Below are 23745 nucleotides of genomic sequence, written 5' to 3'. Positions count from 1 at the left end.
ATGCCTATTTGTTGTACGCCTATAACTTGAAGTTATAGGTGAGCATGAGTGCTAACTTACTGATTCACATGCTGCTTTAGCGACGCTATAAGCAGCTTGGTAGAAATGGATTGCGGCGTGTGTTCAGCAAACATGATAGAGATAGAAAATGACAGCGCTGGAGAAAGTGAGCGCACGCTTACTGATGTATCATTTTGATATTGTTTTGCTGTCCATGGATCGACAATCGCAAAGCCGGAGTGGTGCTTGACGAGTTCAGCGGCGGCGGCGTAACTGCGTACTGTGATCCCATGGTGATAATGCTCATTACGTGCAGAGAGTGTTTGATGAAGCAATAAACCGAGCGGATCACGACTGTCCAAGCCGATGATTGGCAACTCGTGCTGAATCAAATCATCAAACGAAATTGTGTCGTCATTCGAATTGAGCGCCTCTTTTGGCGCAATCAGGACAAGTTGCTGCTTGAGTAAAACCTCACTCAAGATTGCGGGTGGAGCTTCTTCACCAAAGGCAATCGCCACATCTAATTCGTGCTTAAGTAAGCCTGAACACAGCTCATCACGGTTTGCAGTTAACAGTTCAAATGAGATGCCTTGCTGCTTAGACAGTTTCGCAACCGTCGGAACAAGCAACTGGGAAGCCAATACTGGTGGAGCTCCGACTCTCAAGTGCTGAGTGCCTTGTTTCACCTTATTGGTGAGAGAGCGAAATTGCCCAAGTTGTTGATAGACTTTCTCTGCTTCTGGAAGCAGGGCTTTGGCTTCTTGGGTCGGTACTAAGCGGCCTTTGATGCGCTCAAATAGGGCGAAGCTAAGTTGCTGTTCCGTATGAGCAAGTACCCGAGTGACATTGGGTTGCGAGACATGCAGTAGACGTGCGGCACCAGAAACAGTTCCGGTTTGCATGATTGCGTAAAAGACTTCCAACTGCCTTAAATTCACTGCGGTTTCCTTCGCTGTTTGAGGTTGAGGGGAGCCTCTAATTTACTTCATTGCAGTCTCTAACTCTATACCCATATATGTTGTCGTGTTGGTTTAGTTTTCCTTGCAAATGCCACATAAAGAAGACTGCTAACAGTACGGTGGCAGCCGCGAGCGTGAAACCGTACTGAGTCAAGCCATAGTGACTTAGCATCGCAATGAGGACATAGCTAAGAGACTGTACTGTCGCTGCAAACATACTGATGCCACCATCCACTCGTCCTCTTTGGTGTACAGATACGGAATGGTGCATCCAATTGATTCTTGCTATTCGATTGAGCGCATTAAAGGTGCCAAATAGTGCCGTAAACATCAGGATGGTGACTGGACTTGCGGATAAGCTCATACCAATCAGGGCAAATGCTAAAACACTCATCGATACGACAATGATGTTGGTATGAGAAAACTGACGCAGTATCTTGGTGACAACAAGCCCAGTAAGTAGGGAGCCTAATCCAAAGCTGATGTTAAACCCTGCGTACCAATCGCCGGAGATACCTTGTTGTGAGAACCAAATCGGCACCAGTTTTCCAAGATAAGTTAAGATCGGATACGACAAGCAAGATAGCAGAATAAAGGCGTAAAACGTCGGTTCTCTTGCAAAGATCTGTTTGCTCTCTTTCAATTGAGTCATGAATGCAATTGAGTGGGATTCTCTGATTTGCTGTACGTAAGGCGTTACCATGTAGAAAAGTGCTGCGATGGAAGATGCTGAGGCAGCAAATAAGGCGAACTCCAACATTCCCCACATCTCTAGCAATATGATACCCAACGCCCCTGCGCCTAAAGTGGTTGATTGCATGATGATTTCTTGCTGACCTGAAATCTTAGCGTATTCATGAGGTTGGTAGTTTTCTTGGGTGAATGCGTTGTTGGTTGTCCATGCGAAATTACTGGATACCCAATAAACCATTTGCGCAAAAGCTAAAAGCCAATGTGAGCCAAGTTCAAGCCAGTAAGCGATAAAAATGATAAATGCCATGCCCGCTTGTAGCCATTGATTGAGTACCAGGAGCTGCTTTCTTGAATGGCGGTCGATAAAAGTGGAAAAGAAAGGGGTCGCCAAGAAGGAAATAGCGGTACAAGAGAGAGCGACCAATGCGACGAAGGTCCCCATGTCTGGTTCAGCCAACATAACCCATGGCAGCGCCATCATAAATAATCCGGAAGAAATGCCATCAAAGAAGCGTCCAGCCAAGTAGGGAATTGTTTTATTTTTCATCGTTTTTATCTGCTTAATTTGTTAACGTGGTGTAACTTTAAAACCTCAAGTAAACTTGAGGTAAAGCACTTTGTTGGATAAAAGAGGCTAGAAATGGAAATCAGCGTAGGCGAGGTAGCAAAGCGTTCTGGAGTGAAGGTATCAGCGCTGCACTTTTATGAGCAAAAGGGATTGATTTCAAGTTGGAGAAATCAAGGTAATCAACGTCGCTACCATCGCAGCGTGCTTCGCCGCGTGGCCGTCATCAAAGCAGCACAGCAAGTTGGATTATCGTTAGAAGAGATCAAAGTGGCATTAGAAGAACTGCCCAAGCATCAAGCGCCAAACAAGCAGCAATGGGAAACCATGGCCAGTCATTGGCATGAGCAGTTAGAACAAAAGATTCAAAAGCTCAAAGCGCTACAAAACGATTTGGGTAGTTGCATTGGTTGCGGGTGTCTCTCACTAGAAACTTGTGCATTAAGAAACCCTGAAGATGTGCTTGGTAAAGATCATGCAGGTTCGAATCTGACTCTCGACGAACAAGAGTCATAGCAACTGCTGAGCCAGTTATTCCTTATCGAAGCTATCCACCACAATCGCGCCCATTGAAGCGGGCATGGTAATCACAACCACCCGTTTTAGGGCGATTAGTGGGTCGGTGAATAAAGGAAGTTTGTTGATGCAGAAAAGTACTAAAGCAACCACCACTGCGGCAATGAAGTAAGCAATCACAACACGAAAGATGAACACGGCAACCCGCGTTTTTATGTTACTTTGAAATACGCTTTGGTAAGCGAAAAAACCCAAGAAGAGCACCGACAGGCTGAATAGCATCAGCAAATTCACCATTGGTAAGCTTTCACCTAAGCGCCAAGCTTCTTCCGAGAAAGAAATTGGGACTGCGAGAGCAAAAGCGCCAACCAAAACTTGGCTGGCATCTTCGAGGTTAAAGTGGCTGCTCATGCTTAAGACTCAGACGTGCTGCTTGCTAAGAGCTGCTCAAAGCGCTCATTGCCGTGAAGCAGTTCGAGATCTTGTTCTTCCGCTAACAGATCGCGAATGGAAGGGCTGGTATCAATCGCACGCTCTAAGTCTTCAATTGCTTGTTCTTCAATCCCTAAACGAGAGTATGCACAAGCTCGTTGATACAAGGCTGGACCGTTGGTGTCATCCACTTCAAGTACGCGGTTACAGAGGCTCAATGCCCAGTGATACTCTTTGATCTCCATGGCCGCATCCGCTTTGTAAGTTAGCGCTTCTAAATCACCTGGACGAACGAGCAAAATTTCATCGTAAATATCGATACGCTGCTCAGGCGTTTGTGAACTCTGTGCACGTAACCATAAGTTGTGGATTTCGTTGATCTTCTCAATCTCTTTATTGTTTTCGCTGATAATGCGAGTCTTACGCTTTAAGTCGCGTTCTAATGCTAAAAATTTCTTCTCGTACTCTTGGGCTATTTTTTCTAATCGCTTGTCTGCCATCTCTTTGGTGTTGTGTTTAAATTCTCGTAGTGATTGCCAACCTACAAAGGCGATGAGCGAGGCAACACCAGCAATGATGTAGAAGAAGTACGTGACGGTGACATTCGCGTAGTTTAATGATTTGTCGGCCACTGTTAACTCGCGATCAGTGATCTCGACAATCATACGTCGTTCTAGATCTTGTTGTTCCTGACGCAGTGACTTCAGCTCATCGAGGATATAACGCTCCATCAGAGGTCGATCTAAAAGGTCGGACTCTGAGTACGTTTCTTCTGATGCTAAAGTTGGAAAAGAGAGCAGAGCAGCGAAGAAGATGCCGATGATTAAGCGCATAAAACGTCCTTTTGCGTCGAGAATGGATGAATCTCTGAAACCATAGCAAATAGAGGTAAGGTTTAGCAAAAAACTCATGAAAAATGATTGTTTTATAAAGTGTTCTGATGTGCTTTTGCGTTGCTCTTTTTGTGGTGAATAGATACTCTCTTCTCCACTGGAAACCAATGGCAAGCAATATGGACGCAAAATCACAAGCCTACCTCGAACAATACCTTCAAACACTGTCTCAGCAAGAAAAAGACGCAATCCCGTCAGTGAGTGCGGATTACTACTGTGCAGATGAGTACAACGCTAACAATTGTGCTGAGTTGGTAAGAATTGGTCAGAAAACCGCATCTTGCAGCATGGAACTTTGGTATAGCGAACAGGGAGAAGTAACGCCGCGAGTAGGTCATTTACAAGTTGTGACAAACTGGGATGGTGAACCTGTGTGCATCATTCGAATCACGGATGTTAGTTCTTGTCGATATGCAGACGTGAGTGAGGAGTTTGGTCACGCAGAAGGGGAAGGTGACCGCACCATGGCTTGGTGGCGAGACGCACACACTCGGTTTTTCAAAGCCGAGTGTGATGAGTTAGGCATTGAGTGGCACGAGCAGCGATTATTGCTGCTAGAGCGGTTTGAAGTGGTTTATCCGAAATTGACATGAACCTGATAAAAAAGGCTTGGAGCATTGCCAAGCCTTTTCTTTTATGCACAATGACTTAAGCTAACTGTTCTTGACTATACAGTTGCTGGATAAGAGTTTGCCACTCTTCTCTTAATACACCGTATTTGATCGAGTCGTAGTATTCGCCTTGGTAATAGCGTACCTTACGAATGCGAGCTTCTTGCTGCATGCCAAGCTTTTCAGCACAGCGCATCATTCTTGGATTACCCGACCAGGTTGTTAACCCGACTCGTTCGATTTCTTGAGTATCAAATATGTGGCTTATCCAAGGCACTAGCGCGCAAAAGCCCAGCCCTTTGTTCCAGTAGTTGGAATCGTAGATGACGATGCCTGCTTCTAACCAACGTGTGCTTTCACATTCCCAATACCAACTGACAGAGCCGACGGGTTTGCCCTCGAACTCAATCAACAACATGTCTTCGCCTTTCATCAGTCGTTGTAAGGTGTTGTTGCGAAAGCCCTCTAGTGTTGGTGTCTGATATGGAAAGTAAGGGCCATTGAACTCAGCCCATCGTTCATCTTCAGTGATCAACTGATAAAGTGCCTTTGCTTCTTCCGGAATCGCTCTTCTTAATGTGACACCTTGAAAATGGTACATAACGCTCCTTGTTATAATGCACTAACGTTTAATTGCAGTGATGCTGAACATATGCCAATGCTTTGTACTACCAACGGCTGTGCTGCCATCTTCATCCCTCTCATAAAAGTGGACGATCTCGTAATCCTCAAATAATGCTTCGACTTCTTCCTTAGAAAAGGCACTGATATTTGGATGCGTGTTTGCGCCAACCCAAGAATCGCGAATCCCCAGCAAATCCCCGCAAAATACACCACCCGGCGGTAATGTTTCGTTGATTCTCTGCCACACGCTTTCGAAGCGTTCGCTAGGGCAAAAGAACAAGCTGGCACTGGCAATGAACAAGCTGCATTGCGGGTAATGAAAATCACTAAAGCAAGACTGCGATATGGAAAAGTTAGGATTGCCTTCGAAACGCGTCAAGCAAGTTTCCACCGCATCTTGATGAGTGTCAAACGCGTAAACGGTAAAGCCTTGTTTGAGAAGATAGTTGGAATCTCGACCGATACCGCATCCTGCATCAATGGCGATTTTGTTGTTGAGCGTAAGCAGATTGGCGGCTCGTTCTACGTTTGGTCGGTGAGGTTGGCTCGCAACCTTCTGATAGTATTCGTTCCATGTTACTGACATTGCGATTCCTTTCTAGTTATAAAAAACGCTACTCAACCATGAATAGCGCTTTGATTTTTCAAAGGTTAACCAATTTCTTCGAGTAAAGAACTTTTAATTTACCATAGTGTGAGTGACTTAAAGTTGGTCTTCGATTGGAAGAATTCCCGAAAACCAAGCGCCCATTTTTCGCCACACACTCGCTTCTGGTTCTGAATTGAATTCTTCGCCAGTCTCTTTATCTAGCCATGCGATATCACCATCTTTAATGGCTATTTGATAAGCACTTTCTTTGAGTTGCTCAGGCAATAGTGCTAGAGATTTCTGTACGTACTCTGGTTGCTCTATAACCACAGCCATTTCGGTGTTGAGCTCTGCAGAGCGAGGATCCCAGTTCATCGAACCGACAAATAAGGTTTTACCATCGATCATCATGGCTTTGGCGTGTAGACTTGCTCGACTGCTACCCGTTAAGCTCCACTTACTTTTGATGTTCGCACTTGCTTTGACCTCCCACAGTTTAATGCCTGCTTTGACGAGATCTTCACGATATTTTGCATACCAACCATGAACGGCAAAGACATCGTTAGATGCTAAGCTGTTTGTCACAATAGTGATATCAATGCCGCGCTTCGCTGCTTTGACAAGTGCTTTGGTTCCCGATTCTGTTGGTACAAAGTAAGGGGAAATCAGTACAAACGAATCTTCAACGCTTTCTAATAGCTCACTTAAGTTGGCAACAAGTTGGCTTTCTTGAGTTTCGATTTTATCGGGTAAGTCAAACCAGACATCACCTTGACCCCAATACAATTTCAGTTGACCCTGTTGTAGTTTTTCGTACAGATCCAACTTTTTGAAGTTATACCGACCGGTTGAGAACTTCGCTTCTAACCCCAGCTTTTTAACTTGGGTTTGAATTTCGTCATCATCGACTTTGTTGGAGTTTGGGACAATCCATTCCATTGGAACGGCGTAAAGGCTATTCCAGTAAAGGTCAAATTGGTCTGCTGTTTGTGTGACTACTTCACCAAATAGCATCACATCAAAATCCCCAAACTCTACATTGGATTCAAAAGAGAAGTACTCATTACCAATGTTTCTGCCGCCCACTATGGCAGAGACGCTATCTGAAATTAGAGATTTGTTATGCATGCGTCGATTTAATCGACCGAAATCGCTTGCGAAGGCAAAGACTCGGGCATCGCGATAATGATGGGGATTGAATAGACGAATCTCTATGTTTGGATGAGCGTTCAGCTCCGCCATACCTGCATCATTACGTTTTTGCATGTCATCTAATAATAAACGAACTCGGACACCACGCTGAGCGGCTTCATATAAACGCCAAGTGATAAGTTGGCTAGTCTCGTCACTGCGATAAATATAGTACTGCAGATCTATGCTTTTCTCTGCAGATTCAATCAGTGCGATTCTAGCCAAAAGCGCATCATTCCCTTGATTGAGAGGATAGAAAGCAGTGTCTGAATCAGGATCTTTATCGTAGCTTTCAAAAAATTCAGCCAGTGCGGAGTCTGCTTGGTAGCCAAACTGAAAGCTGGTGGACTTCTCACTGGGATCTCTTGGCTGGATCGACGAACATGCTGAGATCAGGACAAGCATAGAGACAAGTAAGGCTTTAGAGAGATAACGTAGCAATACACACTTCCTTGTTAATACACGACGCAACCCTTTGATTATATATCAAGCTTCAAAGACTAGTAACGTGCATGCTTGTCGCAAAGTCGCAGATTTTTCAATAGACCACTGAGTCCGGTTTGGATGATAGCCATTTTGGAAGCGATATTATTCGGGCGGACAATATCATGTTTTTGGGTGATGTTTTCGGTGTAATTGGTCAATATCACTAATATCTGGTGGTTATTGCCAACACTGAACTGTGAAAAATAACACTTTTAAAGTAAGTTATTGATATTTAATGGTTAATGCTTTGGCATGCTCATTGCGTATAAAGAGTGAGCGAGAGAGGCTGTAACTTGCGAAGATGGTTAACTTTTTGTTAATTTTATTAACTTGCCATGGATAGTTTACTTGTGATGGATATTTGCAAAAACAACGCAAGCACGGCTCTCTTATAAAGTTGTCTATTTCAGATGCAAAACCTCACTGTTTGTCCGCGGGGAGTAGGTAGCAAAGTTATTGAGCAATTGGCTTTTTAACTTGGCTTTAAGGCAAGGCCTAATGGGGACAAATGGAAGAATACAAAAATAAAAAGGATTTTCGATGTTAGCAAAACCAGTATTACGTTGGCTTTTACCTTTCGCTGTCATTGGTGGCTCTTATGCGGGTTATGCCGCAATCGCTGCAACGGCGCCGGAAAAAGAGTCAATCAAAGACACCATCAGTGAACCGACAGTACAAATATCTTCACTCTTTCCTACCGATCATAAAGTTGTCATTACTAGCCATGGCGAAATGGTTCCGTTTGAAAAGACACACCTAGCTGCTCAAGTTAGCGGTGAGGTGGTGAGTTGGCATCCAAACTTCGTAACGGGTGGTATTGTTAAGCGTGGTGAGGTTCTTTTCACGATAGAGAGTGATAACTACGAGGCGGCTGTTCTACAAGCTGAAGCGGGACTAGCGAGTGCGCGTGCTTCGCTGATTGAAGAACAGGCAAAAGCGGAAGTGGCAAAGCGTCAGGCGAAGAAACTAAGCGACAAGCAAGTGACCGATCTTTACCTACGTAAGCCGCAAGTACTTAGTGCGCAAGCGCAAGTTAAATCGGCTCAAGCTGCGTTGAAACGAGCCAAACGCGATCTAGAAAACTGCAAGGTAGTGGCGCCTTATGATGCGCTAGTGGTTGAGCGTGAAATTGGGGTCGGGCAGTTTGTCTCTTCAGGTTCTCGCGTTGCAACGTTGAACAATATCGAAGTGGCAGAGATTCATGTGCCTATCGCGGGCTTTGACAGTGCGTTCTTACCTGAATCATTGAAAGAGCTGCATGCTACGGTGACCCAACAAGGGATTCTCTCTACTACTCGTGAAGGTAAGGTTGTCCGAGATCTTGGCATGATCGATAGTGCGACGCGCATGATCAACATGGTGATCCAAGTTAGAGACCCATATGGCCTAGACAACAATCAGCCACCGATTAAGTTTGGTTCGTATGTTGAAGTGAGCTTTACCGGTAAAGAGCTCAAACACATTTACCGTCTTCCTCAAGAACTGGTGAAGAACCGCACAGTTTGGGTTGTGAACGGTGAAAATGAACTGCAACCGAGAACGGTAAATGTGCTCCGTGCTGAAGGGGAGTTCTTACTCGTGGGTGAAGGTTTGGAACAATCCGATAAGCTTGTACTGACTCTGCCTGAGTATCCGCAAAAAGGCATGGCTGTCCAAGTCGCAAAAAAGAATGACGACTCCGAAACCGTCGTACAGTAAGTAGGGGTCGATCATGGAAGATAATCAACAAAAGGGCATTATTGCCTATTTTGCCAATAACTCTGTTGCTGCGAACCTAATGATGATGTTCATCATCGTCATGGGTATCGTGAGTTTTATGTTTATTCAACGTCAGATGTTTCCGAACGTTGAAATTAACTACATCAATATCCGGGCTGCTTACCCTGGTGCGTCTCCTCAAGAGATTGAAGAGAGTATTCTGGTCAAAGTCGAAGAATCGATCAAAGACGTTACTGGTATTAAAAAGACCGTTGCACGAGCCTCCCGGGGCAGTGCTTATGTGTCAATTGAAATTGACGTGAATGCAGACATAAAGCGCGTTCTGGATGATGTTAAGCAGCGGGTAGACACTTTATCCAATCTACCAGCGGGCATGGAGCCAATTAATGTCTATCAGGTGGAATGGCGACAAGAAGTAATCGAGATGGGACTGGTGGGTGACAGACCACTAGAAGAGCTCAAGCCCATCGCCAAGCAAGTTGAAGATGAGTTACTACAGCTGAAAAACGTCATGCTGGTGGATCTAAACGCGCCTGAAGAAGAGATTGCGATTGAAGTTGATCCACTCGTTTTACGTAAATATGACCTGACTCTAAATGATGTGAGTAATGCGATTCGTCGTTATTCTGCGAACTATTCTGCTGGTGAAGTAAAAACCAACGCAGGTATGATCGCGGTACGTATTGAGAACCAGTACTACCATGGTGATGAGTTCCGCAATATCCCAGTCAAGCTTGGGGCGAATGGCGCGAAGGTACTCCTACAAGACATAGCAACGATTAAAGACGGCTTCACAGAAGAAGATCGTTACTTCGAATACTCGGGCCAAAACGCAATCTACATGGCGGTTCAAGCCACGCGTGATCAAAACATCATTCCAGTTGCCGAATCGGTTCGCAACTTCATCGAAGCGAAGAACAAAACCCTACCTGACGACATTCAGCTCAAGGTGTTGGTTGATATGACCTATTACCTCAATGGTCGTCTCGACATGATGCTGAAAAACCTGCTTCAAGGTGCTGCGCTAGTTGCTATCATGTTGACGGTGTTCCTTCGTTTCCGATTGGCAATGTGGGTAATGCTGGGGCTGCCAGTGTGTTTCTTAGGTGCTGTGATGATGATGCCAATGCTGGGTATCACAGTGAACATTGTTTCCTTATTCGCCTTTATTATGGTGCTCGGTATCGTGGTGGATGACGCCATCGTGACCGGAGAAAGTGCCTACAGTGAGATTGAAGAAAAGGGCGGTGGTGTTGAGAACGTTGTGACGGGTGTTAAGCGCGTTGCGACACCTGCTACCTTTGGTGTGTTAACCACGATTGCGGTATTTGCCCCATTCCTACTCTCAAGCGGTATTGATAGTGCATTTTTCTATGGCATTGCGGGTGTGGTAATTCTGTGTCTTATCTTTAGCCTGATTGAATCTAAGCTGATTCTTCCGGCGCACTTGGCACACACCAATTTCACACCTATCAAGCCAGGTGGTTGGCGTGATGGCTTCAACAAGCGTTTCTTTGGTTTTGTAAATGGTCCATACCGTAGCTTTGTCAAAGCTTGTACACATTGGCGCTGGACGGTGTTCGCCTTCTTCTGTGGCCTACTATTGATCAGCGCTTCTTTAGTGAGTTCGAACTACGTGCGCGTAATTCCAAACCCGAAAGTACCAACGGATTACCCTGCGATCACGATTGAGATGAATGACACGGTATCGAGTGAGCAAACCATCAATGCGTTAAAAACCATTGAAGGAGTAATGCAAGACATCGAAAACCAGATCATTGATGAACATGGTCAGGGGATGATTCGTGACGTGCTTTCTTATAACCGTAGCCGTACTGAAGGTCGTATTCTCGTGCCACTCGTGGATGAAGAGCTACGCCCATTCAATACCTTTGAGCTTGCTCGCCGTTGGCGTGAAGCCATGCCTGTGATTCCGGGCATGAAGAGCTTTAAGATCCGTGAGCAAAGTGCGGGAGGCGGTGACCGTGATGAGTTTGGTTACCTACTATTTGGTTCGGACATTAACGAACTAAATGAAGCGGGTCGCTACTTGATTGGTCGCTTACAGCAAGAAGAAGGTCTGTACGATATCTCCTCTTCTATCGATTCTGGTAGTAAAGAAGTGTTGTTATCCCTTGCTCCTGTCGCTTATGACTTGGGCTTGGATCTCACCATGGTCGCAGAGCAAGTGGGTGATAGCTTCTATGGTGGTGAAGCGCAGCGTATTATCCGTGACGGTGAAGAAATCAAAGTTATGGTGCGTTACCCGCAACTTACTCGTGAAGCGTTCTCTTCTTTACGCTATGCAGTGATCACGACGCCAGCAGGCAAAAAGGTCATGCTTGGTGATGTGGTGAAGATTAGTGAGCAACCAGGGGTAAGCAGCATTCGTCGAGAGGGTGGTTATCAAACTGTGTATGTGTATGGTTCAATTGATGAGGAGTTGGTTGAGCCGCAAGAAGTAGTGAAGGTTATCGACGATAACATTCTGCCGGATATGAAGAAAGCCTTCCCAAGTGTGAAAACGGAATTGGGTGGTGACATCGAAGAGCAGGCAGCGCAACGTAATGAGCAAATCATGTTCTTTATTGCAGGCATGATCATCGTATACATCTTGCTCGCTGTGCCGCTGAAGAGTTACACACAACCGCTGATCGTTATGTCGGTGATTCCGTTTAGCTTAACGGGTGCGATTTGGGGGCATTTCTGGCTGGATATGGACATCAGTATGATGTCGACGTTTGGTTTGATCGCGGCAGCGGGTGTTGTTATCAATGATTCGTTGGTGATGACGGATTACGTTAACCAAGTGCGAGAAAAAGGCATGAGTATTAAGCAGGCGGTCGTTGAAGCTGGTTGCGCACGTTTTCGAGCGATAACGTTGACGTCGATTACCACCTTCGCAGGTGTTCTACCTATCATGTTTGAAACCAGTTTGCAGGCTCGTTTTGTTATCCCTATGGCAGTAGCACTTGGTTTTGCCGTTCTATTTGCAACTGTCCTTACCTTGATTTTGGTACCGTGTTTGTACCTGATGTTAGAAGACATTAAAAACATCTTCCGCATTGTGAAGCGATTCTTTGGTCGTTTGATTGGTAAGTTCAAATCACAGTCATCAAATACTGTCGGTAACGAAAGTGCGCAAAGCTAGTTTCACCTAAAGTGAAAATCTAAAGCAGCCTTCGGGCTGCTTTTTTTATGCCTTAAGCGAACTGGAATAGACTCTCTATACTATAGGTTGAGTGAATGATTAAATATTCATAAATTTACTTGGTTAATTTAACACTGTGTGTGTGAAATTCACCATGTAGCAGTTGGTGGGAAAATTAACCAAAACATAAGTTGTTGATATTTAAGGTTTAAAAAGTTGGCATCCTATGTGCAATGTATAAAGTGCAACCCAATGAACTGCTAATCCTTAAGGAGCTTATTATGCAAAGCGTATTTCTATCTACTCTAGGTCTTATTGCTGTAATGTCATCACCAATCGCTGCTGCTAACACTCTAGACAAAGAAGAGTGGAGTGCGGATCTACGTCAAGAATTTACAACAATGAAGCATGAGGCAGTAGCGGACATCGAACAAATGAACATGGACGCAATTGATGAACGCGATGACCGTATTGTTAAACACATCAAAGAACAACAAGCTCAACTGGTAAAGATCAAATGCCAGAAGACAGGGGCAACCAAGTCATAACCTCTGACCACAACGATTCCGTGTTAGTCACAAGGATGAGTGATTAACCAGAGTGCATCCGATACAAGTGTGGCGCTAGTGAGCAGTCTGCGTCAACCTTGTTGCTCTGTTTGCCAACCTATCAATTGGGTTGGCTTTTTTATGCCTGCTAATTGAAGAAGTTTAGCTAGAAGCTGGGGGTAAAGGTTAAGAGAAAATATGGCAGATAGAAAAAAGCCCGCGAAGAATACCTTCACGGGCGAAAAAAGGGCACCAAATTGGTGTCTATTCATTTTGGAGGTGGTCGAACGTCCATATCATACTGACAATAGGCTTGGTGAGAGGCTTACCACCAGTGCGACCAACGGGGCTAAAGTTAACATTGTTGTAATCATTGTTAAAATGTTAATTCTTCAATCAATGATTTCATTATCGTTAGTCCAGATTGTGAATGTGTTGTTTGTGTGTATTTTTACTGTGCTAAATGCCGCTTTTGATAATAAAACTTATCATGAGCCCCATGCCTATCATTTGAATTGGTTATATAAAACTCGACATACTGCATTCTCAACTGTTCATATTTGCACTTAATTCCACATAATAACCATGCTTTTGTTAAGTGTTTGTGTTGCTTTTAACGCTATTTGCCGAAAACAAAAAGAGCGGCCGAAGCCGCTCTTGTCCATATTGATAAGTTTACTTATCAGCCGTTTTAGATTTCTTCGTGTTTATGGACTAATCCGAAGTCGGCCAAAATGGCATACGCCGCTGGGATCATAAACAGAACTAACAGAGTAGAAGCAAAGATACCAAACACGATGGAGATCACCAGAGGTTGGATAACCTGTGCCTGCAAACTGGTTTCGGTGAGTAATGGGAGCAAACCAGCTGCAGTAGTCATCGATGTAAGGAATACGGCGCGAAAACGCTCTCGACTTGCTTTGACTACTGAGTCATGCACATTATCCCCTTCATCTACATGGTGGCGTATGTACTGAACCAACAGAATTGAATCGTTCACCACAATTCCTGCCAATGACACAAAGCCCATCATACTCGGCATGCTCAAAGAGTGGCCAAGCAGAATGTGTCCCCACACTACGCCAATAAAGGCAAGCGGGATTGCGAGCATCACCACGAATGGTTCTAGGTAGCTGCGGAATTGGTAACTCAGAATCGCAAACACGCCAAACAAACCAAGTAAGAAGCCTTTACCCATTGATGCGCCAGTTTCGGCGGTGTCTTTGGCTTCGCCTTCAAAATCAAAGCGAAGGCCAGGATACTTTTGCATAAGCTTTGGCGCTTCATCCTGTTGGAACTGACGAATGATGGCGGTCGAGTTGGCTTTTGTGTTGTCGATATCACCGAATACGCTCACAGTGCGCAAGCCATCAATGCGCTGGATTCTTACGTAGTTACGTTGGAAATCCAAAGTCGCAATGGTTGCGAGTGGAATTTGACTGCCATCGGACAAGATAATTGGGAAGTTTGCCAATTGCTGTAAGTCACCCGCTTGTGCTTTATCGAGGCGAACTTCGATGGAAATGTTTTCTACCCCAACTTGGATCTCGTCTGCGGTTTGGCCAAAGAAAGCCGCACGCAATTGATTGGCGATGAGCTGGCCGTTAATCCCATAAGCTTCCGCCCCCGGACGCAGTTTAACCAAGACTTCTTCTTTACCCATACGCATGTCATCCAACACGCCATGCACACCGTCAAACTCATTCAAGTATTGCTGAATGTCGATAGAGGCTGCTTTGAGCGCATCCAGATCATCATGCTTCGCTCGAATTTCAATAGCTCGTCCACCCGGGCCCATGGTCGGTTGTTTAAATACCAACGAGATAGGATCGGCAAGTTCACCAATGTCTTCGCGCCATGCATCGATAAATTCATCGATGAGTGTGTTACGACTCTCTGCGCCAAGCAAATCCAGACGTACCGTGGCAATATGAGGACCGGACTCATTTGCGTCGGCGTTAGCGTTAAATTGACTGGTGATATGTAGAACCAATGGGTTGCCGTCTTCCACTTTCTCTGTCCATTCTTTATCTAGCTTTTGAGCGGAAGCGACGATCTTATCGACGACAGCTTCCGTTTGAGATAGAGAAGAACCCGGAGGAAGAATAATGCGCGCTTCTGCAATGTCGCCATCCAACTCAGGGAAAGGTTGGAACTTGAGCAAACCACCTACTAACGTTGCGGCGGAGATAAGAAGCAAGGTAATTACACCTCCCATAAAGGCATAGCGATATTCAACTACTTTATCTACCGAATTGACCAATGTGGTGTTGCGGAAGTTTTCAAAAGAAGCGAGCAGCTTTTGTTTGAACTTTGGTGTCGTCTTCTCTTGTTTTTGCTTATGCAGTGAGTGAGAAAGGTGGTTAGGTAAGATCAAGAAGGCTTCCACCAAACTTAAACTCAATACGAGGATCAGAACTTGAGGAACCGCTTTAAGTACCGCCCCCATTTCACCTTGCAAGAATAACAAGCTACCGAAAATACACACCGTAGTTAAAAAGGAAGAGATAACCCCCGGCAGTACCTTTTTCACCCCTTTAATCACGGCATCATCGATCTCTTCTCCTCGGTCGAGGTGAGCGGCAATCGATTCGGCAATAACGATGGCATCATCCATCATGATACCGATGGCCATGAGTAACCCAACCAAAGACATGATGTTGATGGATAGGCCAAGTTGCGCCATCAAAAATAACCCACCCAAGAAGGCAACAGGCAAACCAGCCGCGACCCAAAAAGAGTAGCGAAAACTAAAGAACAACCACATGGTGGCGAAGACCAAAATGATACCCTGCCAACCGTTTTTGACCATCATGGTCAGGCGATCCCAAAGCACGGATGAAAGGTCATTGGTCATTTGTAGCATCACACCGTCTGGCGCGATGGCTTGTTGTTCTTCGACAAATTGAGCAACACGTTCTTTAATGCGCAGTGCATCGTCTTCTTTGTTTTTGCTGACTTTTAGTAGGGCAGACGGGTGGCCATCGAAGAGGACTTTTTGTTCGTCCAATTCAAATCGATCGGTAATCGTCGCAATGTCTCTTAAGCGGATGATCGAGCCATTTGGACCAGAGCCCACGACGATGGTCTCAAGTTCCTCTGGCGTCACACGGCGCTCGTCAAAGCGGATCAGAAAGTTCTTATCTGGCGTTTCAACATTACCACTTGGTAACTTGACGTTTTGACGACCAATTTGTTCCGCTATATCACCAACACTCAAGCCAAGTTGGCGAATGGCTTGGGTATCTAACTCTACTCTGAATTGGTGGTCTGAGAAACCGGCAACATCGACTAAAGATACATCATAGTCGAGCTTTAACGTGCGCTTAAGCTGTTCAGCATACGCTTTTAACTCCGGCCATGTGGTATCTGCGGTGATGGCGACATCCACAACAGGCTCATTCCAGTCGAGCTCTTGAACCACCGGAGACTCAATTTCTTGTGGGAAATCGTTTATCGAGTTGATCTGCGTTTGAACGTCGACCAGCATACGGCCGATGTCGGCTTCTTCATTCAGTTTTAAGATAAGACGTGCTGAGCCCTCAATTGCTTCACACTGAGTTTCTTCAATGTTGGCAAGTCCATCAACAGCATCTTCCATTCGGACACAGATGCTTTCTTCGACTTCTTGAGGGGAAGCGCCAGGGTATACCACACCAGCTAGGATGTAGGGCGGATCAAACTCAGGAAAGGTTTCACGCTTAATCGTGGAAAGTGAAGAAATCCCCAATATCAGCAGCGTTAGCATTAGCAAATTGGCTGCTGTAGGGTGCTTGGCGAAGAATCGGATCATGAATCAGACTCCTCAATAGTGGCTTCTGAATGTTCAGGTGATTCTTTCAACAGCATGCCGTTAATCGCAGGTAGCAAATCGTTGATGATCAGCTTCTGGCCTTGCTCAAGTTCACCATCAATCACCACTTGGTTATTGCGGCGGTATAGCACTTCAACCGTCATGACTTGCAGACGATTATCATCGCCCATCAGGTAAATCTTATCGCCATGAAGCGCACGCTCCGGTATGACCCAACTCGGGTTTTCTTGTCCCTCAATTAAGGCTCGAACAAACATGCCGTTAACCAATGGGGGAACAGAGGTTGGGTTCAGTGCACGGTAGTCTTGTTCAATCTCTAGAATCACACCAGCAGTTGCTTGGCTTGGATCGACGGTTTCACTGATGCGCGCAACTTTAGCAGACCAGCTTGCAGAAAGATTACCGCTGTTGAGTTCAATGTTGGCATGAATCGCATTCATATCAGGTTGTGGAATACCAGATTCATCACGAACAAACTCACCGATACTCGCCGCCAAAGTTTGCATGTCATGAATGGACAGTTGAGCTTCCACTTCCATGACATCAATACCATGCCCGGTTACCATGGTCTGTTGTAGGTTAACTACTTGGTTTTGTTCAATTTCAACTTCTGCAATACGCAAGTCGTAAGGAAGGGTGATAATGGTTTTATCAAGCGAACGTTTCGCTTCATCCACTTTTGAAGCATTGACCTTCACTAAGGCTTCTGCGACACGCTTTTCGTCTGGCATTAATCCGATTTGGTTTTCAATATCCAGTACTACCTTGCGTTGAGAGAGTGCGCTTTGTTCTTGTTGGTCCACATCCGATTGGGAGGTTAGGCCTTTCTTGCGTAGGTTTTGTTTTCGTTCCAACTCTTTATTGGCGATAACAAGACGATTAGCCTCTATTTTTAGTGTACTTTTGAGATTCGCTTCTTCTTGGTTCAGCTTAGCCAGAGAGGTTTGTGCAGACTTGAGGTCAGCTTGAGCTTGAACCAGTTTTAACTCGTAATCGAGTGGATCGATGCGCAAGATTTCCGTTCCTGCTTGCAGCACTTGTCCTTTTTCCAGTTGCGGGTAGCGGTAAACTACCTTGCCGGATACTTCTGCTATCGCTTTCCACTCGACTTTCGGTGCAATTTTGCCAAAACCGATAGCGATAGGAGCAATGGCTTTAAGTTCCAGTGGGATGGTTTCAACCAATCTTGCACGATCACTCGCTGGTTTTACGGGCAAGTCAGGCTTAAGGCTAATAGCCAAAAACAGAATGACGACCCCAACAGCAAGGGCAGGAAAGAAAAGCAATTTTTTATTCATTTTCATATTGGTCGCCCGAGTCTAAAAATCCATGTTTCATCAGTTGTATGTTGTGTTCGAATAATCGGTTCAAGAAGGCTTCTGAGAGTTCGATACCGTGAATGGCTAGGAGTGCAGGTGGTGCCATAAAAGGAAATACCATTAAGCTGATATAAGAGACGCGACAAAGTTGAGGGTCTGCGTCTTTTCGTAAAACGCCGCTTTCGACCAACTTATCAAAGAGAACGCCTTGCATTGGCTGGCTGATATCAGCGAAGACTTTCTCGAGTAATTTGCGTTGAGTCTCGGAGGGGGGCATGTGCATGACTTGGGCAATCAAGCGTGGAAACTGTGGCACCTTGATCATTTCGCGGTAGTAAGTACGCATTAAATCGAAGAAGTTTCGCTCGTTGCTGTCAGCTACCAGTGCTTGCATCTGTTTTTGCATTGGCGACAGGGTTTCGCGCAACATGGTCTCAAACAAGCCTTCTTTGTTGCCGAAGTAGTAGCGAATCATCGCTACATTCACGCCAGCTTTCTGTGCGACTAGGCGAGTTGACACCTTGTCATAAGCCATAATGGTGAAGAGTTCGCGCGCATGGAAAATGAGTTTTTCCCGCGCATCGATTTTGTCTGTAGGTCTTCCCGCCCTGCGATGAGCTTCCGTCACAATCTTCTCTCAAGATATTCAACATTTGATTAATTATAAGACGCTGATTTCTCATGCGACATACGAAAAATTAATCAGTATTTAATCAAGTGATTAATTTTTTTCTAAGAAAGTAAACGATACATTACGACTGATACTTTCTATATGAGATTACTTGCAATTAGGAGTGTATTTGGGGCTTGTTGTCACATATATCACTGAATATGTTATTCGTTGTACAAATAAATTGACTGTATCTTATTGATTCAATAGAGTTCATTACTCAAAATTTTTTATAAAAATCATACGGTAGTGGATAATATGAAGAAAATTTTTCTTGCAGTGGTATTAATTGCATTCGCAACGCCCTCTCTTGCTTCAAACCTCTGGAAAGACTGTGGTATAGGTCACTGGATTGCAGGCCCAACTCTGAAAGGATTTCCTGCACTAACAACCAACATTGTTTGGGATTTAGGAACGACGGCGACGACTTCACATGTTTCTACGCCTGAAATCTGTGCTGGCCCATTTTGGGCTGCAGCAAAATTTATTAATGATACTTACCCGCTAATCGAGCAGGATACAGTTCAGGGAAGTGGTGAACATATGATGGCGATGCTAGATATCTTTGAGTGTGATAACTCAGTACGCCCAGAAATCGTTAATGGAATTCGTCAGGATTTCGGCAAAATGATTCAAGATGCAAACTATGTAGGCTCTACTCAAACTGAGAAAGCGCAAAACTACTACAACGTTGTAGTGAAAGAAGTTAGCCAGTTTGCAAATCAATGTAACGTTGCATAGCGTTTACTTTCTTTTTTAAAGGAGCGCCACGAAAGCGCTCCTTTTCTTTTTATAATTGCAGTTTACTAGACCCCATGCTCAAACCTTTGTCATCTATTGCCTACTTATCTTTTGTTGCTTTTCTCCCTGTTAACGCTAGCGCTTCACCTATCGATAGCCAAAAGGCTGCAATTGTCGAACAGCTAGGAAACCACCCTCAATGGTTAAAGCTCCTACACTTTCAAAGGGGCGAAAGTTTGATTGAGTCGGATGCGTTTTTCTTTGCGCCTGAAGGTCGCGTGAACCCAAAAGCGGAGTTGCTTGCAACATTAGGAGAATTTGAAAACGACGCCAATCGAACAAATCAGGAGCTTGCTCAATGCCGTTTCCCTGCACGATATCTATGGTTGAAAAAGCAATTAGGAACTCAATTCTCTGCGCCAAAAGTGCGCTGCGAAAAGCTCGAAGGTTGGCAGGAAGAGAATCAACTAGATTCGATTAGCTTGATTTTTGTGACGGGGTATATGGGAAACCCTGCGTCTTTCTTTGGTCATTTATTGATGAAGTTGAACAAAGAAGGACAATATTACAGCTCAAAAACACCTCTACTCGATAGTAGCGTTAACTTTGGTGCAAATACGGGGCATAGAGACAATCCAATCAAGTATGTGACCTATGGACTTTTGGGAGGCTACAGTGCGAGTTTTAGCCAAGAGGATTATTATCGGTATGAGTTTGGGTATGCTGAAGGAGAGCAGCGTGAGCTTTGGGAATATGAACTAAACCTAACGGAAGATGAGCTCAAATTACTGGAATCTCACCTTTGGGAGTTGCAAGGCAAAGAGTTTCGCTATTACTTCTTAGATGGGAACTGCGCGACTTATATGGCTAGTTTCATTAGCATTGTTCTGGAAGAACCTTTACTCAAAAATGTTCAACCTTGGGACATGCCTCTAGATATCTTCAAGGCGCTGCCAAATAAGCAACATAACAACCAACCTTTAGTGAAATCGATCGACAAAAGAGAGTCGAAGTACTCTCGCATTAAAGATAAATATTTAGCACTCACGGGGCGTGAGCAAGAAGCTGCTAAAAGTTTGACGATTGATAAAGTGCTCTTTGCTAACAATTCATACGCCCAGCTCTCATCTTATGAGAAGAGCCGAGTGCTAAACGTGATGTTTGACTATTATGAGCTAACGATAGTTGATGGCAGTGAAAGTGAAGCGAATCTTGCCAAAAGTCGAAAAGTTAAGCTGATGCAAGAAAGGCTTAAACTGCCAGCTTTAGATTTGGAATGGGAAATGTCCAAATCTGCACCGCCACATCTCGCACAAAACCCGATGAAAATAGGTTTATCTACAGGCTACAACTCAGAATTGGGTGGATTTGGTCAACTCAATTTTAGGGCCGCATATTACGATTATCTTTATCTCGAGACTTCTCGTTTTAATGATTCAAATGCCACATTTTTTGATGGAAATGTAAGGTTTTCGAATCAAGACATTTGGTTAGATAAATTTGATGTATTCAATGTTTCGACATTGAATATCCGACAAGTTGACTTGTTTGAAGACAGTCAATTTGCATGGAGTACGCGTTTCACGATTGAACAGAAAGACTTAAGTTGCAATGACTGCGAGCGTGCTCGTTGGTTTGGCTCGCTAGGAAAGGCAGCCAAACTCAATGGCGCCATTTCTTTTTACGCCATGCCAGGAGTGAATGTCGACCTATCAAACTATAAAGACTCAGAGCTAAACATAACCTTTGGTGCGTTGTATACCGCTAGTGAATATTGGAAAACACATTTGAAGTTGATGCCTGCTTCCAGTTTAGGGGCTGATTCAAAACAGAAATTATTGATAGATTGGGAAAGCAGGTTAGGGAATGCAATGGACTGGGATTTGAGATTAAATGTTAAGCATAATAAGGGCAGTGAACTTAGCATGAGTTATACTCACTACTTTTGATAGAAGTGAGTATTTAAAAATACAACCTCAGTTGAGTTATAATGAAACTGATTTGTCTATCATTAGTCTACTTTATTATAGTAAACCGAAGAAATAACACTATCACCATTTAGAAAACTCTAATTCGACTCTATATCAATTACCATTCTGTATTATCGTATTCATGAGATAACAAAATGACTTGGGAATTTATAGAAAGAAAAGATGGCTTCGATTACATAACAGTAAATAATAAATCAGCTAACGAACTGGAAAAGTTTCTTAGTAAAAGAATTAGTTTCCCTGTTTCGTTATTTAATACAAAAAAGATAAATATCTCGAGACAGACACTTGTTATGCTCTCCTCTCTAAACGAGTATGATCAAAAGCAAGTAGTAAAAGAAATATATTTTGTCTCAGCCAATCCAAACGCTAAATCTGTTGTTAGACACAAGCGAAATCCATTGCTAAGGATTTTTCGTACGACCTATCCATTCAAAAACTACCACTATCTAATAACGTGCGTCCTAAAGGATGGAAAGGTTGTTATTCATGATATTGCGTTCGATGAAACGTTGCATGGGGCAAACGTTAGTGTGCATTCAAAGCAAAGAACTCAAATGTACCACGTTCAGAAGAAATTCGGTGCAAATGGGAAATATGACGGAACTCAAAACGTAAATGAGGCTGAAGCACTTATGGCTGAGTGGGATAGCGCGGGTTCGAGGTTTACTCAAAACATAAATACTCTACATGCCACTGTAAATGGAATGCTCAACCAATATGATAAAGCTGCCAGATTAATGGGGATTCATACTCAAGTCGCCTATAACGAAGATAACCCTAGAGAGTATACACTCTTTCACAACCCTACTGATGGCTCTAAACTAGATCTTATAGAGTGTACATTCGATAAGACTTGGAAAACTTCCCATAATGCACAACATCTTGCAGCAGTGATGAAACAGTGTGCTAAAAATGGTCAACCAGTAAAGTGGACTGTACATAGTCAAGGTGCGATTATATTCAACTCAGCGTTGGTTCATGTGAGGAAAAACAATCCTAGTTTGAAGCTAAGCAATCAAGAGCTTGTTGTTCATGCTGGAGGAACAAATACCAAGACGTTGGGACGAAACGCGGAGCGTATAGGCTTAAGAATCAACAGCGCTAAAACACGTACAAATCCATTTGATATCGTCCCAAATATTGCTGCAAGAGAGAATAAATTGACATGTAGTAGTTTGGTAAGGTGTTGTAAGTTTCTAGGGTTAGTTATGAATGGGGAGATTACAGAAAGTCCTCATACGTTGCCTTACTTTGGTGTTGAATCTTACCGAAAGCAGTTAATAATGTCTGGAAACAAAAATACCTTAAAAAGGTTAAAATGTGTCAATGAATATATGAAAATTCGGAGCGTTTAATGAGTTTTTATCAGTTGCTCAAGGATGGATTTCGGGGTAAACCTGATTTTTCTAAATCTCTACCAATACACTTTAGCATTGACGATATGGTAGTTTCATTTGAATGCCCGAGTAATGTTAAAGAATATGAGATATTTTATAACTCTTTTATTTTATCTAATTTTCCTAAGGTTTTATCTATAGAAGAGCACGAGAAATTAGTTCAAATTGCTTATTTTTACTTTTCATTTGGTAACATTTTTCCTAAATTTATAATAAGCAATCTAACAAATGAAGGCGTTTTTATTAGACTAAAGATTAAAAACTTTGATAATAACGTAGAAAATATAGAAATTTTATCTGAAGAATTGGAAAAGAACTACATAAACTATTATCATGATCCCAGTCCAAGTGAAACTTCATTGAGGGGCAAGCATACATCGATTATGAGTGAAGCTATAGATTATGCCAATAGTCGATGGGGAAATAATCCAAAAGATATAGATTTTAAGAAAAAAAGAGACGATTATTTATTAGTAAGACTACTAAGAGGATTTCCTCCGATTAAATGTGAACTTGTAAATATAGGTCAGCATACTTACTCTAAATACTCAGAAGGTGATCTTGAAAGAAAGCTGAGATATATGAGGTCTTATAATACTCCAATTAGGGATGGTTATTTTTTAAGTATAGAATTCATATATATTTCTGAAGGTAGTCTTTCAAAAAGAAAATTGTTAGATTGGATCAATCAATCAGATAATGGTTTTGAAAAAGACTTTCTAGAGAAGCTTGAAATCTCTGGTTTTATTGAATCTTGTTCTGAAGATAAGTTGAAAATTGTATTTGAAAATAGTGAGATAATTAAAAATTAATTTATATTCACTACTGAT

At 43.5% G+C, this 23745-nt stretch carries 20 protein-coding genes; 10 read left to right on the top strand and 10 right to left on the bottom strand.

Annotation, left to right across the window (positions count from 1 at the left end; genetic code table 11):
- Window positions 1–56: 56 nt before the first annotated feature.
- Together B853_RS25155 and B853_RS25150 are read right to left on the bottom strand one after the other, a co-directional pair.
- Window positions 57–941 carry a LysR family transcriptional regulator gene (locus B853_RS25155; RefSeq protein ID WP_038882848.1) on the bottom strand — a complete coding sequence of 295 codons (885 nt, stop codon included), beginning with the start codon at window positions 939–941 and terminating at the stop codon, window positions 57–59.
- A gap of 37 nt (window positions 942–978) precedes the next feature.
- Window positions 979–2202 carry an MFS transporter gene (locus B853_RS25150; RefSeq protein WP_038882847.1) on the bottom strand — a complete coding sequence of 408 codons (1224 nt, stop codon included), beginning with the start codon at window positions 2200–2202 and terminating at the stop codon, window positions 979–981.
- 93 nt (window positions 2203–2295) lie between these two features.
- On the opposite strand from B853_RS25150, the gene soxR reads away from it, so the two are divergent.
- Window positions 2296–2736: a redox-sensitive transcriptional activator SoxR gene (gene soxR / locus B853_RS25145; RefSeq protein ID WP_010453044.1), complete on the top strand. Its 441-nt coding sequence runs from the start codon at window positions 2296–2298 to the stop codon at window positions 2734–2736.
- Between the two features lie 15 nt (window positions 2737–2751).
- Here soxR and B853_RS25140 read toward each other — a convergent pair whose 3' ends face one another.
- A complete protein-coding gene (locus B853_RS25140; RefSeq protein WP_038882846.1) occupies window positions 2752–3147 on the bottom strand; it encodes a DUF2391 family protein in 396 nt (131 codons plus the stop codon).
- 2 nt (window positions 3148–3149) lie between these two features.
- The gene (locus tag B853_RS25135; RefSeq protein ID WP_038882845.1) at window positions 3150–4001 is read right to left on the bottom strand and encodes a tetratricopeptide repeat protein; all 852 of its coding nucleotides are present in this window, start codon (window positions 3999–4001) and stop codon (window positions 3150–3152) included.
- Between the two features lie 179 nt (window positions 4002–4180).
- Here B853_RS25135 and B853_RS25130 point away from each other — a divergent pair, with 179 nt between their 5' ends.
- Window positions 4181–4654 carry an ASCH domain-containing protein gene (locus tag B853_RS25130; protein ID WP_038882853.1) on the top strand — a complete coding sequence of 158 codons (474 nt, stop codon included), beginning with the start codon at window positions 4181–4183 and terminating at the stop codon, window positions 4652–4654.
- 55 nt (window positions 4655–4709) lie between these two features.
- Here the strand turns inward: B853_RS25130 and B853_RS25125 are convergent, their stop codons facing one another.
- From B853_RS25125 to B853_RS25115, 3 genes are all read right to left on the bottom strand, one after another.
- Window positions 4710–5273 (bottom strand): GNAT family N-acetyltransferase, encoded by a 564-nt coding sequence (locus B853_RS25125; RefSeq protein WP_038882844.1) that lies wholly within the window; start codon window positions 5271–5273, stop codon window positions 4710–4712.
- A gap of 21 nt (window positions 5274–5294) precedes the next feature.
- On the bottom strand, window positions 5295–5882 hold the full coding sequence (locus B853_RS25120) for a class I SAM-dependent methyltransferase (protein WP_038882843.1): 588 nt from the start codon (window positions 5880–5882) through the stop codon (window positions 5295–5297).
- 117 nt (window positions 5883–5999) lie between these two features.
- Entirely contained in the window at window positions 6000–7517 is a 1518-nt protein-coding gene (locus B853_RS25115; RefSeq protein WP_038882842.1) for a phospholipase D family protein, read from the bottom strand.
- Window positions 7518–8102: 585 nt separating this feature from the next.
- Between B853_RS25115 and B853_RS25110 the strand changes: the two genes are divergently transcribed.
- The 4 genes from B853_RS25110 to B853_RS26645 all read left to right on the top strand — a co-directional run bounded on the left by B853_RS25110 (window position 8103) and on the right by B853_RS26645 (window position 13550).
- Entirely contained in the window at window positions 8103–9260 is a 1158-nt protein-coding gene (locus tag B853_RS25110) for an efflux RND transporter periplasmic adaptor subunit (protein ID WP_038882841.1), read from the top strand.
- A gap of 13 nt (window positions 9261–9273) precedes the next feature.
- On the top strand, window positions 9274–12432 hold the full coding sequence (locus tag B853_RS25105; RefSeq protein WP_038882840.1) for an efflux RND transporter permease subunit: 3159 nt from the start codon (window positions 9274–9276) through the stop codon (window positions 12430–12432).
- Window positions 12433–12713: 281 nt separating this feature from the next.
- Entirely contained in the window at window positions 12714–12980 is a 267-nt protein-coding gene (locus B853_RS25100; protein ID WP_010453008.1) for a hypothetical protein, read from the top strand.
- 198 nt (window positions 12981–13178) lie between these two features.
- The gene (locus B853_RS26645) at window positions 13179–13550 is read left to right on the top strand and encodes a hypothetical protein (protein ID WP_227741870.1); all 372 of its coding nucleotides are present in this window, start codon (window positions 13179–13181) and stop codon (window positions 13548–13550) included.
- A 121-nt stretch (window positions 13551–13671) separates the two neighbouring features.
- Here the strand turns inward: B853_RS26645 and B853_RS25090 are convergent, their stop codons facing one another.
- From B853_RS25090 to B853_RS25080, 3 genes are read right to left on the bottom strand one after another with little or no spacing between them, the layout of a single operon-like run.
- Complete coding sequence (locus tag B853_RS25090; RefSeq protein ID WP_038882839.1) at window positions 13672–16773, bottom strand: efflux RND transporter permease subunit; 3102 nt, start codon at window positions 16771–16773, stop codon at window positions 13672–13674.
- Window positions 16770–18098: an efflux RND transporter periplasmic adaptor subunit gene (locus B853_RS25085; RefSeq protein WP_038882838.1), complete on the bottom strand. Its 1329-nt coding sequence runs from the start codon at window positions 18096–18098 to the stop codon at window positions 16770–16772. The genes B853_RS25090 and B853_RS25085 overlap by 4 nt, the downstream gene beginning before the upstream one ends.
- A complete protein-coding gene (locus B853_RS25080) occupies window positions 18085–18741 on the bottom strand; it encodes a TetR/AcrR family transcriptional regulator (RefSeq protein WP_038882837.1) in 657 nt (218 codons plus the stop codon). The genes B853_RS25085 and B853_RS25080 overlap by 14 nt, the downstream gene beginning before the upstream one ends.
- Before the next feature lie 300 nt (window positions 18742–19041).
- Here B853_RS25080 and B853_RS25075 point away from each other — a divergent pair, with 300 nt between their 5' ends.
- The 4 genes from B853_RS25075 (at window position 19042) to B853_RS25060 (ending at window position 23727) form a co-directional block, all read left to right on the top strand.
- The gene (locus tag B853_RS25075; RefSeq protein ID WP_038884464.1) at window positions 19042–19524 is read left to right on the top strand and encodes a DUF3015 family protein; all 483 of its coding nucleotides are present in this window, start codon (window positions 19042–19044) and stop codon (window positions 19522–19524) included.
- Window positions 19525–19598: 74 nt separating this feature from the next.
- Entirely contained in the window at window positions 19599–21473 is a 1875-nt protein-coding gene (locus B853_RS25070) for an Lnb N-terminal periplasmic domain-containing protein (RefSeq protein ID WP_038884458.1), read from the top strand.
- Between the two features lie 176 nt (window positions 21474–21649).
- A complete protein-coding gene (locus B853_RS25065) occupies window positions 21650–22873 on the top strand; it encodes a hypothetical protein (RefSeq protein WP_038884460.1) in 1224 nt (407 codons plus the stop codon).
- Window positions 22873–23727: a DNAase gene (locus B853_RS25060; RefSeq protein WP_128827051.1), complete on the top strand. Its 855-nt coding sequence runs from the start codon at window positions 22873–22875 to the stop codon at window positions 23725–23727. The genes B853_RS25065 and B853_RS25060 overlap by 1 nt, the downstream gene beginning before the upstream one ends.
- Window positions 23728–23745: the final 18 nt, after the last annotated feature.

It is taken from the genome of Vibrio rotiferianus CAIM 577 = LMG 21460 (assembly GCF_002741985.1).
In the GTDB taxonomy this organism is placed as follows: Bacteria; Pseudomonadota; Gammaproteobacteria; order Enterobacterales; family Vibrionaceae; genus Vibrio; species Vibrio rotiferianus.
The sequence above is the reverse complement of the archived record's forward strand: the minus strand, read 5'-3'. Positions and strand labels throughout refer to the sequence as shown.